Raw genomic sequence first — 17,835 nt, 5'->3', positions numbered from 1 at the left:
CACTAATTTGAACGACAGGATTAGCTGCATTGGGCTAATCCCCAAGCTTGCGCCGTTACAATATAGCTAGTAAATTACAAATATTTATATTACACACTTTTTCAATAAATAGCAAGCTTTTTAACTCAAAAACATTGGTTTTTCTTGGCAATGTTAAGCTTCTGTCAAACGCATAAAATACCAACTTAAAAAGCCCATCGCTACTGCCAAAATATCATTAGCAATCACATCCAAAAAGCCATTAATTGGCCAGCCCACTCGTTCAACAATAAACATTAATATGTGAAACAAAACATATAAAATAGCCAAAAGTGTTAGTGCATTCCTCAATGATTCAAACCCATTTTTACGGGCTGATTGCCCTAAACGAATCATCGCATAAGCTAGTCCAAGAATAATTAATCCAGAAATAATATCATGAAAGGAAATCGGCGTAACTGTGATTGCAACATCTAATGAGATTGACCAGACAAATTGAAAGGCCAACCAAACGACCCAAACTAACGCTAATACACGCATATCACGATTAAAGTCATCTTTTTTTGTTGCAATTGCATATTTTATTAAAGCAACCATCGTCATTAAGATTAAACCGTCAGCAATGAATTGTAAGGTTTTAAAAACATATTCATAAGGCGTCCCCGTTGCTGTCAACATCGCTAATGGATATGGTCCAATTTTATACGTTGGCCAAACAATGGTCCCTAAAATACTTTGTAATAGCAATAGTGCACTACCAACCATCCCTGCACCAACAATAATCTTTTTCTGCCACCACGGTTGCATGTTTTTCTCCTCATTCATCAATGATTTTTATAAACAAAAAGAGCAAAAAGCTCCAACACCAATATAACGAAAAACTGCTTCGTCAGCAAGTTTTAAAATAGGTCTGTTATATTGAGCAAATCTTTTTACTCCATTACAATTGTCATTATTTTGGTTCAATTTCTAGCAATAAATCACCACCATCAACAACATCTGACGCGACGACGTGCACTTGCTTCACGACGCCATCGAATGGTGCTTGAACCGTTGTTTCCATCTTCATTGCTTCAGTAACAAGTAATGTATCTCCTTGCTTAACTGATTGTCCATTAGTAACCGCAACCGATAAGACACTACCAGCCATGGTTGCCCCAATTTCATTTTCATTCGATGGTTCTGCTTTACGACGAACAACCGTGGTTGTTTGTATACTCGTATCTTGAACATCTACTTCTAGAGGTGTGCCATTAACATCAAAGTAAAGCGTGCGTACACCATCAACATTCGGCTCACCAATTTCTTCTAACTGGAAAACAACTGTTTTACCAACACCCATTTGTACATCTACGCGTTCACCAACACGCATACCTTGGAAGAACGTTGGTGTATCAAGTACAGTCATTGGGCCAAACTTTTCATAATTCGCAATATAGTCCATGAATACCTTCGGATAAAGAATATATGAAATAACTTCTTCATCCGTTGGTTCGCGATGCAACAATGCTTGCAAATCTGTTTTTTCAGCAACAAAATCAGCTGGTTCACTCAGTTCACCCGGACGTACCGTGATAGGTTGCTGCCCTTTCAGGACAACTGCCTGCAATGCCTTAGGAAAACCACCAACAGGCTGACCTAAATCACCAGCAAAGAAGTCAATAACTGATTGTGGGAAATCAATGGTCTTACCTTCTGCCAATACTCGTTCAGGAGTCAAATCATTTTGTACCATAAACAATGCCATATCACCAACGACCTTCGATGAAGGTGTTACCTTGATAATATCACCAAACATTTGGTTAACCGTCACGTACATTTTTTTAACATCGTTCCAACGATCACCAAGACGTAATGCTTGTGCTTGTTGTTGTAAGTTAGAGTATTGACCACCTGGCATTTCTACTTCAAAAATGTCTGTTTGCGTCCCTGATGTTTCACTCATAAAGTCACGGTAGTATGGTTTTACACCTGCCCAATAATCATTAATTCGATTTGCCGCATGAATATCTAACTCTGGTTGTCGATCATGGCCGGTTAGAGCATAATAGACTGCCCCCATTGATGGTTGTGATGTTGCGCCTGAAAAGGCTGACATGGCAACATCAATAACATCAACACCAGCATCAACTGCGCGAGCATAGGTATAAACACCATTACCAGTAGTATCATGTGTGTGTAAATGAATGGGTACATCCACTTTATCTTTTAGTGCACTCACCAATTGATAAGCAGCTTCCGGCTTTAATAATGCAGCCATATCCTTAATTGCGATAATATGTGCGCCTGCCGCCACTAGTTCTTGAGCAAAGTCCGTATAATATTTCAAGTTATATTTTGTTCTAGATGGATCTAAAATATCACCTGTATAGGCCATAGCAACTTCTGCTAATTTATTATTATCGCGTACGTATTGAATCGACTTTTCCATTTGTGGTAACCAATTCAAACTATCAAAGATACGGAACACATCCATACCATTCGTAGCAGATAGTTTAATAAACTCTTCTAAAACATTGTCTGGATAATTTTGATAACCAACCGCATTTGAACCACGGAACAACATTTGCGTTAATGTTCGTGGCATTTGCTTTCGTAACACACGCAATCGTTCCCAAGGATCTTCACCTAAGAATCGGTAGGCTGTATCAAAAGTGGCGCCACCCCACATCTCACTAGAAAACAAATTTGGCAAAGCTTGTTGCACATCGGCAGCAATTGCTGTCATATCCTTTGTTCGTAAACGTGTCGCAAATAATGACTGATGCGCATCACGCATTGTCGTATCTGTTAACAATACTTTGTCTTGTTGTTTTAACCAGTCAACAACACCATCTGGTCCTTGTGCATCGAGCACATCCTTAGCTGTAACCAGATTATCATCAAGTGGTACTGCAGGCGTTGACTCGTAATGACTGGCCGTATAAACCTTTGGCCGGTCATGGTCTAATCCAGGAAAACCATTGACTGTTGTTTCAGCAACATAACGAAGTACTTTACGTTCTGGATCCTTATCAGGTAAAATTTCAAACAATTCAGCATGATTATCAACAAAAGTTGTTGGTGCGTCAGCTGCTCTAAAGGTTGGATGAGCATAGACATTCTTCAAAAATGGAATATTGGTCTTAACACCTCGAATCGCAAACTCATTCAATGCACGCTGCATTTTATCCACGGCTGCTGTGAAATCAGAACCATGTGTAATCAGTTTCACTAATAATGAATCAAAATAAGGCGTTACTGTTGCCCCAGCGTATACATTACCAGCATCTAAACGTACACCGGTTCCACCCGGTGAACGATACCAATCAATTTTACCCGTATCAGGCATAAAGTTATTTGCTGGATCTTCAGTTGTAATACGTGATTGAATTGCCACACCCACAGCTTGTAATTGTTCTTGCTCAGGAATATTTAGTGGTGCCTCGTGTAAGCTATATCCTTGTGCAATCAATAGTTGTGACTTCACAATATCAACACCTGTTACTTCTTCGGTAACAGTATGTTCAACTTGCACACGTGGATTAACTTCAATAAAGTAAAAATCATCCCCTTCGACCAAAAATTCTACCGTACCAGCACTTTGGTAAGCCACACTACGCATTAAACGTAAAGCAGCCGCTTGAATTCTTTGACGCATCTCGACAGAAACAGATACTGCTGGTGCAAACTCAATGATTTTTTGATGACGTCGTTGAATCGATGAATCACGTTCAAAGAGATGCATCACTTCGCCTTGCTCATCTGCCAATATCTGAATCTCAACATGCTTGGGATCACGCAAATATTTCTCTAAATAAATATCAGGTTTACCAAAACTTTGCTTTGCTTCTGATGCTGCACGTTCGAAGGCTTCTTTTAACTCTGCTTCATGTTCAACAACACGCATACCACGGCCACCGCCACCAGCAGCTGACTTTACAAATAATGGATAACCATGCGTTTTACCAAAAGCCAATGCTTCTGCCACATCTGCCACTGGATGATCAGTTCCTGGCACGGTTGGTACATCTGCTTTCATTGCAATTTGTTTTGCAGTAATTTTGTCCCCAAACATCTTTAAATGTGCAACTGTTGGCCCAACAAACTTGATACCAGCAGCAGTGACAGCAGCTGCAAATTCATCATTTTCAGATAAAAAACCATAGCCTGGATGGATTGCATCGGCACCAGCTTCTTTTGCAATGCGAATGATATCCGCAATATCCAAATAAGCAGCAATGGGTGCTTTACCAGCACCGACTTGATAAGCTTCATCAGCTTTAAATCGATGTACAGCAAATTCATCTTCTTTTGCAAAGATAGCAACCGTTTTAATACCGAGTTCTTTTGCTGCACGAATAATACGGACAGCTATTTCACCTCGATTTGCAATCAACAACTTTTCCATTTGCTTTTATTCTCCCCTTATGACTTACTTTATGAAAAACATCTCATTTAAATAATAATGCTTTCATTTATTTTATCAGAAAAAGCGTTACATACGACAAAAAATTTCGTACATAACGCTAAACTGTAACATATTTTATAAACTAAACGATCATTAATCCAATTTTAATACATCATTGCAATTAGTGACGCTTAATTTCCTCAAATTCGCCATCAAAAACTTGATTATTTTTTTGATCACTTTGATAATCATTAGAAAACTCAGCATTTTGAATCTTGACTGCTAGACGCTTTAAGCGTTGAGAACGACGCCACCACCAGACACCGATTAGCAACATAATAATTAGAAAAAGCATATTTTTTCCCCCCATTTAATTAATGTGTATACTAACAATTATAGCTTAAAACAACCTCGGCTATTTTTCTGTATTTAAAGTTGCAATTTTAATAATTGTATCTGTTGCCTGTGCCATCACCTTAGTTGACACATACTCATAACGCCCATGCATGTTTTCACCACCTGCAAATAAGTTAGGTGTTGGCAACCCTAAGAATGTAATCTTTGAACCATCTGTCCCACCACGTACGGGTTCAATAATTGGTTCAATATCTAAATCACGCATTGCTTCAGCAGCTAGTTCAACTGGTGTCATATCATCTTTCAAGATTTCACCCATGTTATAATACTGATCTTTCAGTGTTAATTTAATACGATCAACACCTAATTTTTTATTCAAACGATCAACAATTTCGGTCATTAATGTCTTACGTGCCTCAAATTGTTGACGATCGTGATCACGAATAATATAATCCATGCGCGCATCTTCAGGCGTACCAGTCAAACTCAATAAATGGAAGAATCCTTCACGACCCTCTGTCAATTCTGGCCGTTCATTAGCTGGTAGTGCATTATGCACATCAATGGCGACTTGTAAGGCATTAACCATCGTATTTTTGGCAGTTCCAGGATGAACATTACGTCCTTGAATCTCAATCGTTGCTGAAGCTGCTGAGAAAGTTTCCCACTCTAATTCACCTAATGGACCACCATCAACAGTGTAAGCAAAATCTGCCCCAAACTCAGCAACATGGAAGTTATCTGCCCCAATACCAATTTCTTCATCAGGTCCAAAGCCAAAGACTAATTTACCATGTTTAACTTCAGGATGCGTTATAAAGTATTCAGCTGCTGATACAATTTCTGCCACACCAGCTTTATCATCAGCACCTAATAAAGTCGTTCCGTCAGTGACAATCAACGTATGACCAGCATATTTTTTTAATGAAGGAAAATCTGCTGTTGTTAATGCGTAATCTTCATTTAGCTTAATGTCAGACTCTCCATCATAATTCGGAACAAACTGTGGCTGCACATTTTCAGCATTGAAGTCAGCCGTATCAACATGTGAGATAAATCCAATCGTTGGGACATCCTTATCAATATTTGAAGCTAACTCCGCAAAAACATACCCATCGGACATTGTTCTGACATTATCTAGACCCAATTTTTTAAGATCAGCTGCTAAATCCTTTAAAAAGGTAACTTCTTTTGGGTCTGAAGGGACTGTTGTGGCATTTTCGTTAGACCGTGTATTGATTTTAACGTAATCAATGAAACGATTGATTAAATTAGGATAAAGTTCTTCTGTCATGTTATACCTCTTTTTTAAATGTAACTATAAGGATCTGTATTAATTGTTGATGCAAAAACTTTTTGTAATGACCAATGATTCTCTTTTTGCCATGTTTTGATCAAAGACACCATATGTGGTTTTGCAATGGCTTCCATATGATGATCTGGATCAATCACCACAAAATCGTCTGCCAGTATATCATGGGCCGTATGATAATAAAGATCTGCTGTAACATAAGCATCAGCGCCAGCTGCAATTGCAGCAGCATATTCATCACCACCATCACCACCAAGGACTGCAATTTTTTGTATTGGTCGCTGTAAATCATTTGCAATGACCCGCACCGCTTTTACTTGAAATAGATCACGTACAAACTTGGCATATGCTGTCACTGTTTGCGGCTGTGCTAACTGACCAATACGCCCCATACCTGTTTGACCATCTGCATTCGGAATAAGTGGGACGACTTGCTTTAATTGTAAAGCAGCCGCCAACCAATCATTCATACCATTGATTGCTGCATCCAGATTAGTATGTGCGGCATAAACGACAATATTGTGCTTAATCAAATCTGCATACATCCGATTTTGTGGAATTGACAGATCTAAATTTTTGGCTGGATGAAACATCATCGGGTGATGTGCAAAAATAAAATCAACTTGCTGATCAATCGCTTCTTGAACGACCTCTGGCCGGACATCTAATGTTGTCATCACCCGCTGCACTTCTTGTTGTGGATCCCCCAACTGTAAGCCAATCGGATCTTTTTCCCAAGCTAAAGATTTTGGCGCGTAATCTTCAATCATGGTCATTAAATCACATGCTAGCATAAGCAATTGCCTCCATAATCATCTGTAATTCTTTTGCATACGCTTGGTAGGCGTCACTATCAGCTTGATTATTTTTAATTAAAGTCTGCATAATTTTTTGAATTCGATTTGCTTCACGCTGCCATTTTTCAAACCAAACTGATGATGGTTCTGTTAAATTATATGGACCAAATTTAATTTCCCGAGCTGAATACGTCACATTTCCCGGTTCGGCAACCAAAATTTCATAGTAATGTCCATCATCTTCAACAACTGCTTCATCAGCAAGTTGATAGCCATTTTCTGCAAGCCAACTACGAACTAAATCGATATCAATATTGGGCTGTAAAATTAAGCGACGGTAACGATGAACATCTAACTGCCCTTCAGCAAGAATTTGACAAATTAAACGACCACCCATACCAGCAATAACGACAGTATCAATTAAATCACTGGTTCTAATTGCTGCTAGCCCATCAGCTAAACGTGGGCGCAAGACATCATTTAATCGATGACGCGTTATTTCTGCTTCAACATTAGCAAATGGACCAGGTGCAACTTCGCCCGCAATCGCAAATGAAATATGATTATTTAATAATAAATTAGCTGGTAGATAGGCATGGTCTGACCCAATATCTGCCATCCGTGCCCCATCTGGCACAAAGTCAGCAACTGCTGCTAAACGTTTTGACAAGTGCCAAGCGTCCATTATCCATCCTCATTTCTATATCTTATTATTTTCTAATAAACATATTATACAGTTTTAAATTCACCGTGACAAACGACCAAAATATTCGCGATATTAAAAAAACATATTATTTTGATAGCAAAAAATGACTGTCAAAATAATATGTTTTATTTATCTATTTATCTTTATCAAGTTCTTCTTGCAAAACTGCCATCATATCAAAATCTTCAGGAACTAATTTGACATATTGTTGTAGTGCTTGTAATGCCAATTGATGATCACCTTCATCTCTGAAATAGTAATAAGCTGGTTTCAAAAAGTCTGGTTGATCCATTAAAAATGGTAATGCTGCATGCCAATACTTTGTCGCCATATTAAAATCTTCTAACGCCGTGTAACTTTGTGCCAGGTGCCAATACAACTCAGGATTACTGTCTGTATCATCATCTTTAAAGTAAGTATTTAGTAAATTAATATCACCTACATAGTCTTCTGTTTGTACCAAAAAAGCAGAATAACTTGTTACCAAGACACTATCATTAGGATTATTAGACAACCCTGCTTGGTATAACGAATTAGCTTGCTCTGGTTCATTTAATTCAGCTGCTATTTTGGCACCTGCTTGATAAAACTTCACATTGAAAGGATCAACTGCAATTCCTTCCTGATAAGTCAATAATGCTAATTTAGGTTGATGTGTTTCTAAATATAATTGCGCTAAAGGATCATATAAACCAACATATGAAGCATCAAGATCACGTAATTGTGTAAATACTTTTATCGCTTTTTGCCAGTTATCTGGATTTGTTGCATAAGTTAATCCCAGTTGGAAACGCACATCTGGCGTCATGTCAGTCTCTTGAATCTGTTCCAAATACCCCAAGGCATTATCAAAATTTCCTACCAAAGCATAGGCCACACCAATTCGTGACACAATATCTAAGCCAGAAAAATATCGCTCACCTTGTTTAAGGAGTTCTCGATAATAAGGGATTGCAACTTGATACTTAGCTGTTGAAAAATAAAATTCCGCCAAAGCAAATTGAATAATCGGCTCTGCACTATCTAATCGATAAGCTGTTAATAGTTTGTCTTCAGCTGCTTCATTTATGCCCTCAGACTGATATAGGTCAGCAGCAACTAACAATGATTCAACATAGGCAGGTGATTCACTGGATATTTCTGATAAATACATCAATGCTTGATCAGTATTGTCTTCATCAATCGCAATATCCGCTAATGCTGTCCGTAGTTGATCTTCTTCTGGAAATTTACTTAATAATTTTTGATAAGCTCGTTTTGCTTGATTTGAGAATCCCAAGCCATATAGTTCCTCTGCTAATGAATAAATCGTATCATCATCGTCATATCGTAAAGATGATGCAAACGATTTTTTAGCTGCTTCTAATTGTCCACTTGATAGTTCATCAAGCATGCGTTCTGCAAAACTTGCCATAACGCCTCCTGTTTCAAAATTAATCTTTCTGTTGTTGGAATTTTTGTTTTGCTTTTTCAAGTAATGCTTGGCGAGCTGATTTCTTTTGATCAACACTAACTTGACCCTTTTTTGCGGCACCCCGAGCAAAATCGTTTGATTTTATTGTTCCTTTACCCATACAAACTTCCTATGATTTATTTCATTCTAACGATTCGTTTTTAATTGACACAACATTGGCTACAGCAGCACCTTTGATTGATTTAACCTTTAAGTCAACTTGATCGCCTGCTTGCATCAACAAAGCAGTTTGCTTTTGGGATGGATCCAATGTATATAATGTGTCATCATTAGCTAATTTAAAGACAACAACTTGTTTACTATTTAAAGTTGCATTCGTATTGACTCGCACAACTTTACCACGAACTGTTTTAATTTTTACCTTTTGATCACTAGCAGCAGCTGATTGCGCACTCCCAGCCAACGCATTACGATATGATGCTAAGGCATCTGAAGCATTCGCTCCTTCTCCAATCACATTTTGATCAGCCCCTTTAATATAAGCATATTCACGGAATCGTTCATTATTATCCATCATTGACACAACCCATGTTGGTGTCCCATCAATATTCATAATAACTGGATTCGAACCATGCCACTTATTTTGCGGATGTAATTGCTTGGCAACTTTCATGGCACCTTCAGAATCCATAATACCAACATTTTTACCTGTATAGAAACGTAATTGTCCGGTCCGAGTATCTACCAATGAATATCCTTTGTCTGAATCGGCATTTGAACGCACCGTTGTAAAATCATCAAAGTAAGCTAATGAACCATTAGCATTAAACGTTGGTGTTACACCACTTTCAGAGCCATTTTCAGTTGGTTTGATTTGATTTTTATGTCGGAAATTAAAGGCATATGGATTACCATAAGTACGATTCATTAACGTGGCAGCTTCGGGTGAAACACCAACGTCTACCCACTTTGGTAAGTTACTCGTTTTGTAGACCGTTGTTTTCCCAGTATCGGCGTTGGTAACAGCAACATGAATGTTATCAAACAACAATTGACCAGCCCATCTCACACGTAGTAATGTTTGTACCCAATAAGTTTGCCCATGATTATTAACTTCCAAGATTGGTTCACCAACTTGTTGATAACTTGGATTTGCAATATAAATTTTACGAGCAATACTATGTGAAAACCAGCTCGTTTCAGAATAAGCCATATCTCTTTTTACAAAATGGGCTGTATCATTAATATCCGTTGCTGATACCACAAAATATCCGGGTAATTTACGATTCATAAACCATGAAACAAACCCGTTAAATTCGACAGGTGCAACATAGTATGGCTTACCTTTAATATATTGTGCAGATAAATCACCTAATTCATACATTGATGAATCTGGCACTTGCGAGAACGCCTTTTTCATCATATTTTTTGCCGCTTGAGCTGATAATGCAATTGGTTGATCATCCTTTGTTAGAGGTGCTTCCTGTTGCTTCTTTGCTTGTACAGAATGATACATTGGTCGCACAGTAACTGCTTTTGAAACACCAGCAGCTACTGAAATACCAATCGCCAACAATGGTATAATAAACGGCCATAAACTAATACCCTGTAAACTATATGAACGTTTACCATTTGTCACTCTCTCAACTATGACAGACGATGCACCGATAATTAATGACCAAATACTAATGAGTGTTGTTTCAATAGCAACTGGTATGACTAATTGTGATAAGGTTGGTACTGGCATCCACCAGTACACAAATATTAAGTTTAAGACTGTCACAATAATGATTGCTAACCAGTCTAACTTATGTAAATTCAATTTTTTTGCCCATAAAAACGTTGCAATAGCAGTTATTTCAAGGACCAAAAATGATGTAATCATATCATTCTCCTCATAAAAATAGATACCCATATTGTACCATAATCTAGGCTTTTTTTAAGTTTACCTTCGTTATGCTATCATTGGTATAAAAAAAAGGAGACATCAATCATTATGGTAATGGAACAATATTTTAAACAACTCCGGCAAAAAATTGGGCATGACGAAATCATCATGCCTGGTGTTGCTGGTATTTTATTTGATAAGAGCCGACAAAAAGTGTTGATGGAACAACGTGGGGATGGCGAGATTGGCTGGAGTCTTGTTGGTGGTATGCAAAATTTGGGTGAATCTGCAATGACTTCACTCATCAGAGAATACAAAGAAGAAACAGGTCTTGATGTTAAAATAACATCTTTAATTGGTGTTGACACCAACTTTCATCATATCTTTCCTTCTGGTGACAAAGCACAGATTCCCATGTTTTTATTTGAAGTGACACAAATTGGTGGTACTTTGACAGCTGATGGTGATGAAACCCTCTCACTCACCTATGTTCCCCTTGCTGACCATCCCCAAATGTATAATCAACAACATCAATTAGCTATCGATCAACTCATTAATGGTGTCCCATATGGTTGGTATTTCTAAAAAATAAAAGCGCATGCTCCCAATCCCCATTCATGGTTGTGGTTGCATGCGCTTAATCGTCTAATATCAGTTATAAAATATGCATCGTTATTTGACTATGACCATCACCTAATTTTTTAACCGCTAATTGTTGTGGTATTTGTTGTTTCATTGATGTGACATGTGAAATGATACCAACTAAGCGCCCACTTTGTTCAACCATATGCAATGCTTCCATCGCTTGTGCAAGTGTCTGTTCATCTAATGACCCAAAACCTTCATCAATAAACAGCGCATCAATTTTAGCGCCACCTGCACGATGTTGCACGATTTCAGCCATCGAAAGCGCAATCGATAATGCGGCAATAAATGATTCACCACCAGACAACGTACTTGTTGCCCTAATTTTATCGCCGTCTTGATCATAAATGTCGATGTCTAAGCCATTTTGATTTGCACGCCCACCTTGTCGATCTGATAGTATAAACTGATAGCGTCCCGCAGATAGTACCCCAATATAATGTTGGTTTGCATAATCTAAGACATCAAACAAAAATCGTCGCAAAATAAATGGTTCTAATCGTAATTTTTTCTCATTATGACCATCAACTGCTTGCACCAAAGTGAAAAGATTTCGACTGGCCGTTTGTTGGTCAAGCCATTGCTTTTGTAAATTTGTTACTTCTTCACTAATCTTAACGTGTTGCTGATATTGATTTTGTTTTGTCACGACCAACTCGTATAGCTCTTCAACGATTTGCTGTCGTTGGTTTACAGTAGCTTCTAATGCTTTCAAATCAGGTTGCTGGTGTTCATGTAATTGGTGTTGCAAAGCCTTGATATCTGTTTGTAATTGGGTAACAACTGTTTCATAAGTTGTGATTTCTTTTGCTAACTGATCACGCTCTTCAGGATGTGTTTGCACATGTTGCATTAATTGATCGAAGGCCGTGTGATCATTTACTGGACCATGCTGAATCGCATGATCAAGCAACCGTTTGACGTTTGCTAGATCATCCTGTAGATGTTGACATTTTTGTTGCACCGTTTGCAATTGTTGTGTTTGTTCACGTTGACTGTTTTCATTAGTTAATAATTGTTCATGCACTGTCGTTCGTTGTTGATCATAATTTTCACATGCTGTCTTTAATACCTGCCGTTCTTTTTCATAATCAGCAACCGACTGACGTCCCACCAAAGAATGATTAAGTTGTTGTCGTTCAATATCAAGATCGGTCTGACTTTTCTTTTGTAAAGAGAAGGTATTTTTATTTGCAACTAAGCGCTCATTTAACGTTTGCTCTAATTGTCGTTGTTGTACGATATCATTCTCTAAGCTCTGTAAACGCTTTTTTGCTGAGGTAATAAATGTACTTGCTGCTGTCAGCTGTTTTGTTATTTGCTGAAGGTCTAACTGGATGGGTAATACAACAAATGTTTCATCAAATGTTGTAAACATTTGCTGCCAGTCTTGACGGAAAGACGCATATTTAGCCGTTAATTCATCATTTTCTGCTTGCAACCACTTTGTTTCTTCAACAATATCAAATTGGTAATTTTGCCAATTAGTTTGTACTCTTGATAATTGACCACTAGCTAATTGTGTTGCTTTTTCTGTTTCTTCAACAGATTGAATTGCTGCTTTTAAATCATCATAAGTACTGGTTACGATCATCGCCTGTTGATCTTCACCATCATAAATATGACCACAAATCACACAAGGTTCACCAATCACCAGTTCTTGTTGTAACTGATGCATTAAAATTTCACGGCGCAACTGCTCCTTTTCTTTCAATTGTTTTTGTTGTAAAGTCAGATTCTTTTTGGCAAGGTCAACCTGTTCCGCTAACTTTGTCATTTCCTGTTGTTTGTCAACTAATGCTGCTTTTTTTGTTATATATTGTTGATAACGTTCTTTTAACTGACTAAAGCGTGCCAACAAATTACGCAATGGCTGATCGCAATCAATAATAGTTTGTACTTGCTGTTGCTGGTTTTCTAATGCTTTGAGCTCAGCTTGTACTGTTACTTGTTGTGCTGCCAATTTTTGACCATCATCTTTGGTCGTCGCTATATCATTGATAAGTTGGTCGATTTTCTGGTCTAGACTTGTTAACTGGCGTGCTTTTGGTAGCCAATCATTTTGAATATTTTCAATACGTTGGCGCTTGTTATCAATGGACTCTTGTTGTGCATCTAATTGTTGCTTTATTTGCTGCAAGTCATTATTTTTCTGAACTAATTGTCGCAACTGATCAGATAAGGTTTGTTGTCTGTCTAATTCTTGGGTATAACTTGTTTGTAGCCTTTTTTGCGCCTCAATATGCTCGCGTTGCGCTAACCCCCATGATACTTGTTGTAAGTCATGTCGTTTTTTTGCAATATCAGCTGATTGTGTATCGTACGTTTGTAATAACGCTTGTTTTTGTGCTAATTGATCAAATTGATTTGCAAGTTTTTGACCGATTTGATACGCTTGTTGTCCCTTTTTTAGCTGGTCACGAGCAACCTTTAATTTTTGCTCATCATTTTCTAGCAATTGTTTATATTTACTATTCAGTTGCTGCAATAATGCTATTTTTTCTGTTGCAGTTGGTGCTTTTGCCTCAACGTCATCTTGCAACCAGTGCACCTGTGCTAATTTTTCGTCACGTTGATAGGCAATTTTTTCTAACTGATCTCCCAATGACTTTTGTTGTTGTTTTAGATTGGTTGTTAATTGGTCAAAGATGGTCGTCCCAAACAATTGTCGTAAAATGATCATCTTCTCATCACTTTGAGCACTCAAAAATTCGCGAAATTTATCTTGTGGCAATAAAATAATTTTGCGAAACTGTGCTGCATTAAGGTGCAATAATTCCTTAATCTGATCATTAACAACGGTCGTTTTATCACCTAGTGCCGTTAACGGTGTCTGTAATGTATCATCAACCTCGATCAATGACACCGTTGCTTTATGCTCAGTCGTATCCATATCCGATTTTGCACCACGCTTCTTTTTTAATTGTTGCGTAGGTGTTCTCGTAATCACATAAAAATGACCATTGTGTTCAAACCAAAATTTAACCCTTGTTTCTGACGAAGCATCAGCAAACTCACTACGCATGTCTTCTGGCCGTCGTTCACCGGTTCCTTCACCAAATAGCGCATAGGTCATACCATCGAAAATCGTTGTTTTACCCGCACCAGTATCACCAGTAATCAAAAATAACTTTGATTCCGTAAATTTTGAAAAATCAACGGCAGTCTGCTCATAAGGGCCAAAATTACTTAACTGTAATTTTAAAGGTCGCATGCTATTCTTCCTCCTCTTTGTGCAGCTCGCTTAGTGTTTGTTCAACAATTTGTAATTGATGTTGATTTAATGATTCATTAGTCACATATTGATAGAAATTAGCAATTAATTCATCATCCGCTTCTTGTTGGTCAACTTTTATCTTGGACATTTGTTTCTGATTAAATAGTTGTCGTGGTAATTCATACTGCACTTCGACAACATCTCCATAAATGTCAGCTAAAGTTGCCCGTGCGTTAACTGCTGTGACTCGTCCCTGAATTTTGATACTAAAATAATTTTTATGTGCTCGTTCAAATTGTTGATAAAACGCTGGTGTTGTTAGTTCTTCAAAAGATCCTGTTAACAATATCAAATCTTTTTTCGGTATCAATGGGCACCATGTCGTCGTTACTTGGTGATCGTTGATTTCAACTATAAAGACGCCTTTCTGTGTTTGGGCTTCTTTTGTGTTAAATTTAATTGGAGAACCAGCATATTTTACTTTTTCACTTGGACTAGCTTGCTTTAAATGTAAGTGACCTAATGCAACATAATCAAAGTCTTTAAATAATGAATCATCTAAGCCACGAAGCCCACCAACCTGTGAATTTGTTTCACTAGTAAACTCATAATCTTTATTTTTACTACCAACGACATAATAATGAGTCACTAAGATATGATTTTTGTCAGGATCAAACTGATCAGTCATATCAGCAATAATCTGTGGCATGACTTGATTAATCGTTTGATACTGTTGTGCATCATCTTCTGGAATATGATAATACACTCGTGCCATTGATGGTTCGATAAAAGGCAGTAAAAATATCTGTGTATCTGATGTCTCTATTGGCACAAATGCATCTGCCAACGTCGTATTCAAATAAAAATGATTTTGTTGACGCCATTCACGACCAGCACCTAAACGTGTTGCCCCATCATGATTACCAGAAACAGCAAAAATTGGCATGTGATGCGTTATATTTAAATCCTTTAGCATACTTTCTAACCCATTAACGGCTTCAATTGGTGCAATACCACGATCATATAAATCACCCGCAATAATAACGCCATCAACTTTTTCAGCAAGGGCAATATCTTTAATTTGTTGATAAGCTGTTTGTTGCTCAGTTAACAATGAATAGCCACCAAGCTCTTTACCAATATGCCAATCAGCTGTATGTAAAAATTTCATGTGTGTTATCCCTCTATTTTTTGAACGATATAAAAAAGAAAGAACTGCCATGCCTGACAGCTCTTGAATCGCTAATTATCGAATCCACTTCCGCAGTGGGACACTAATAATCAATGCTAAGATAAAGCCCACTAAAACTTGGAAAATATTGGCCGGTACGTCAGCCAAACCTGCAATAAATGCTGCTTGCACTGACATCTTTGCACCACCAGTCACCCATAATAAGAAACTACCAGCGAGCCAATAACCAACAACCATCACGACACCACCAACAAAATTACCCAATAAACGAACAGCAACTGTTTTGTTGACATTATAATGACCGATTATCCAACCTTCAAGACCATGAATAATTAGTGAAAAAAACATCCACTGTGGATAACCAGCAAATAAATCTAGTAAAAATCCTGTTAACCCACCAACTGCGAGACCCATTTTAGGGCCAAAATGCCAGGCACCAATAAAAATGCCTGTTTCTACTAGCGAAACAAAACCAGTAGGTGTTGGTAATTTTGCGACATAACTCAAAACAATATTAATTGCGACTAACACCGCACCAATCGTTATTTGCTTAGTTTTCATGTATCTTTTCCTCATACCGACGTGCAGCTTGCCACACATTCCCAACCCGAAAATCATTATTTAAATTAATACCATGTAAAATACCTTGGTGAACAAAGTCTTTCGCATCATTAATTGCCACCATAGGCGCAATACCTTGAGCAAGTTGACTAGTAATTGCTGCTGAAAAAGTACATCCAGCACCATTATTAAATGGTTGCTTAATTTTTGGTAATCTAATCAACTTTTTATCATGATCAGATACAACGGCATCGACTGCCATCTCACCCGTTAACCGTGTACCACCTTTAACCACAACGACTTGTGGTCCTAGTTGTTTTAACTTTTCTGCCACAGATAATAAATCTGCCTCAGTTTTAATTGTTTGTTGGGTCAATAATTCTGCTTCCGTTAAATTGGGGGTTATAACCGTTGCTAGTGGCAACAATTGTTCTTTCATTGATTTTGCTAACAAACTAGCATTTATTGTATCTGTTTCCTTAAATACCATTACTGGATCAATTACAACAGGTATATTTGTGCCATATTGTCGTATAAATTCACTAACAACTGTCATATGATCTATCGATGGCAATAAACCAACCTTAATGCCTGTAATATTTGTTAACTGACTAAGCGAAATTAATTGTTTTTTTAGTACAGGAATTGGTATCGCATATATATCAAAATCTGTTTGATCGACCGTAACAATACTTGTTAATGCGCTCAAACCAAACAAGCCATACTCATTAAACGTCGCTAAGTCGGCTTGAATTCCCCCACCAGCCAAAATATCAGAACCAGCAATCGTTACAATTTTACCAACCACCATTGCGACACCTCCCTTACAATAATTAAATTTAAGTTTAGCACAAATTATGACTGGTAAACATATCTAGTTGACAGATACATCAAAAATTTTGGCAATAAAAAAAGAAGCTATGGAACACAACTTCTTTTTTGAAAAATTACTTGATGGCGTCTTTCAAAGCCTTACCAGGCTTGAATGCAGGAATCTTTGATGCAGCAATCTCGATTTCCTCACCAGTTTGTGGGTTGCGACCCTTGCGAGCGGCACGAGAACGTACTTCAAAGTTACCAAAGCCAATTAATTGTACTTTTTCACCTTTTGCCAAAGTATCTTGAATTGAAGCAAATACAGCATCAACTGCTGCAGTTGCATCCTTCTTTGTCAAACCAGTTGCAGTTGCAACATCAGTTACTAATTCTTGCTTGTTAGCCATTTAACTTTCCTCCTGGATAGGTATATTGGCAATTTGCCAATAAATTTAGATCGAATCTGTAATTAGATTTCGATAATTAGAATATCATAATTAACGCCATCTTACAAGTAAAATCTGTCTTAAAACGTTGATACAACAGGCTTTTTGTCATATC

General features: G+C 37.6%; 15 protein-coding genes. 1 reads left to right on the top strand and 14 read right to left on the bottom strand.

Translation table 11 applies throughout. From position 1 onward, the window contains the following. Positions 1 to 153 precede the first annotated feature (153 nt). From ACSKY2_RS01325 to ACSKY2_RS01285, 9 genes are all read right to left on the bottom strand, one after another. Entirely contained in the window at positions 154 to 786 is a 633-nt protein-coding gene (locus tag ACSKY2_RS01325) for a hypothetical protein (RefSeq protein WP_489877826.1), read from the bottom strand. 145 nt (positions 787 to 931) lie between these two features. Further along, positions 932 to 4,369, bottom strand: coding sequence for a pyruvate carboxylase (locus ACSKY2_RS01320; RefSeq protein ID WP_489877825.1), 3,438 nt, complete (start codon positions 4,367 to 4,369; stop codon positions 932 to 934). A 181-nt stretch (positions 4,370 to 4,550) separates the two neighbouring features. Next, positions 4,551 to 4,724: a hypothetical protein gene (locus ACSKY2_RS01315; RefSeq protein WP_489877824.1), complete on the bottom strand. Its 174-nt coding sequence runs from the start codon at positions 4,722 to 4,724 to the stop codon at positions 4,551 to 4,553. A gap of 60 nt (positions 4,725 to 4,784) precedes the next feature. Continuing rightward, positions 4,785 to 6,020: a peptidase T gene (gene pepT, locus ACSKY2_RS01310; protein WP_489877823.1), complete on the bottom strand. Its 1,236-nt coding sequence runs from the start codon at positions 6,018 to 6,020 to the stop codon at positions 4,785 to 4,787. A gap of 14 nt (positions 6,021 to 6,034) precedes the next feature. Then, positions 6,035 to 6,832 carry a Nif3-like dinuclear metal center hexameric protein gene (locus ACSKY2_RS01305; protein ID WP_489877822.1) on the bottom strand — a complete coding sequence of 266 codons (798 nt, stop codon included), beginning with the start codon at positions 6,830 to 6,832 and terminating at the stop codon, positions 6,035 to 6,037. After that, a complete protein-coding gene (locus tag ACSKY2_RS01300; protein ID WP_489877821.1) occupies positions 6,819 to 7,520 on the bottom strand; it encodes a tRNA (adenine(22)-N(1))-methyltransferase in 702 nt (233 codons plus the stop codon). The genes ACSKY2_RS01305 and ACSKY2_RS01300 overlap by 14 nt, the downstream gene beginning before the upstream one ends. A 154-nt stretch (positions 7,521 to 7,674) precedes the next feature. Beyond that, positions 7,675 to 8,955 (bottom strand): tetratricopeptide repeat protein, encoded by a 1,281-nt coding sequence (locus tag ACSKY2_RS01295; RefSeq protein WP_489877820.1) that lies wholly within the window; start codon positions 8,953 to 8,955, stop codon positions 7,675 to 7,677. Positions 8,956 to 8,974: 19 nt separating this feature from the next. Continuing rightward, positions 8,975 to 9,115, bottom strand: coding sequence for a hypothetical protein (locus tag ACSKY2_RS01290; RefSeq protein WP_489839706.1), 141 nt, complete (start codon positions 9,113 to 9,115; stop codon positions 8,975 to 8,977). A 21-nt stretch (positions 9,116 to 9,136) separates the two neighbouring features. Continuing rightward, positions 9,137 to 10,840 (bottom strand): hypothetical protein, encoded by a 1,704-nt coding sequence (locus ACSKY2_RS01285; protein WP_489877819.1) that lies wholly within the window; start codon positions 10,838 to 10,840, stop codon positions 9,137 to 9,139. Positions 10,841 to 10,951: 111 nt separating this feature from the next. Between ACSKY2_RS01285 and ACSKY2_RS01280 the strand changes: the two genes are divergently transcribed. After that, positions 10,952 to 11,428 (top strand): NUDIX hydrolase, encoded by a 477-nt coding sequence (locus tag ACSKY2_RS01280; protein WP_489877818.1) that lies wholly within the window; start codon positions 10,952 to 10,954, stop codon positions 11,426 to 11,428. Positions 11,429 to 11,498: 70 nt separating this feature from the next. Here the strand turns inward: ACSKY2_RS01280 and ACSKY2_RS01275 are convergent, their stop codons facing one another. The 5 genes from ACSKY2_RS01275 to ACSKY2_RS01255 all read right to left on the bottom strand — a co-directional run bounded on the left by ACSKY2_RS01275 (position 11,499) and on the right by ACSKY2_RS01255 (position 17,681). Then, the gene (locus tag ACSKY2_RS01275; protein WP_489877817.1) at positions 11,499 to 14,702 is read right to left on the bottom strand and encodes an AAA family ATPase; all 3,204 of its coding nucleotides are present in this window, start codon (positions 14,700 to 14,702) and stop codon (positions 11,499 to 11,501) included. 1 nt (position 14,703) lies between these two features. Then, entirely contained in the window at positions 14,704 to 15,876 is a 1,173-nt protein-coding gene (locus tag ACSKY2_RS01270) for an exonuclease SbcCD subunit D (protein ID WP_489877816.1), read from the bottom strand. A 75-nt stretch (positions 15,877 to 15,951) separates the two neighbouring features. Next, the gene (locus tag ACSKY2_RS01265; RefSeq protein ID WP_489877815.1) at positions 15,952 to 16,458 is read right to left on the bottom strand and encodes an ECF transporter S component; all 507 of its coding nucleotides are present in this window, start codon (positions 16,456 to 16,458) and stop codon (positions 15,952 to 15,954) included. After that, the gene (locus ACSKY2_RS01260; RefSeq protein WP_489877814.1) at positions 16,448 to 17,269 is read right to left on the bottom strand and encodes a bifunctional hydroxymethylpyrimidine kinase/phosphomethylpyrimidine kinase; all 822 of its coding nucleotides are present in this window, start codon (positions 17,267 to 17,269) and stop codon (positions 16,448 to 16,450) included. Before ACSKY2_RS01260 ends, ACSKY2_RS01265 begins: the two co-directional genes overlap by 11 nt. Positions 17,270 to 17,405: 136 nt before the next feature. Further along, entirely contained in the window at positions 17,406 to 17,681 is a 276-nt protein-coding gene (locus tag ACSKY2_RS01255; protein ID WP_042493879.1) for an HU family DNA-binding protein, read from the bottom strand. Positions 17,682 to 17,835: the final 154 nt, after the last annotated feature.

The organism is Weissella sp. ESL1156 (assembly GCF_058505625.1).
This window is presented reverse-complemented; position numbering and strand designations above follow the sequence as displayed.